The 407-nt window shown below is 52.1% G+C and carries 1 protein-coding gene; it reads left to right on the top strand.

Features of this window, described 5'->3' with window-relative positions; all coding sequences use genetic code 11:
- Nucleotides 1–407: IS3 family transposase (locus tag HMPREF2792_RS07670; RefSeq protein ID WP_158011586.1), on the top strand; the 407-nt coding region annotated here is incomplete at both ends.

Consider the following 407-nt stretch of genomic DNA (forward strand, 5'->3'; position numbering starts at 1 on the left):
GTGTTAAAGCTCAATCGCTCCTCGTTTTATAAGTGGGTGCAAACCCGCGAAAAACGCAGGTTAAAGATGTGTTCCGATGCCCTTATTGGGGCGAGAATCAAGACCATCTTCGATGATGAGCACGGGCTTTATGGTGCTAAACGCATCGCTGCGAGCCTCAACAGTGATACGGATTTCGGCCCGATCAATCACAAGAAGGTCGCACGCATCATGAAATCCATGGGGCTGAAAGGCTTTAGTAAACGGCGTCGATGCATCACCACCAGGCGTAAGCCTGGTCACCGCGTCATGCCAGATTTAGTGGGCCGCAAATTCACCGCTGACAGGCCGAACCACGTCTATGTTGGCGACATTACGTACCTGCCGTGTAAGGGTGGCAAGAACATGTACCTAGCCACGGTCATCGA

Source organism: Corynebacterium sp. HMSC068H04 (assembly GCF_001811255.1).
Lineage (GTDB): Bacteria > Actinomycetota > Actinomycetes > Mycobacteriales > Mycobacteriaceae > Corynebacterium > Corynebacterium hesseae.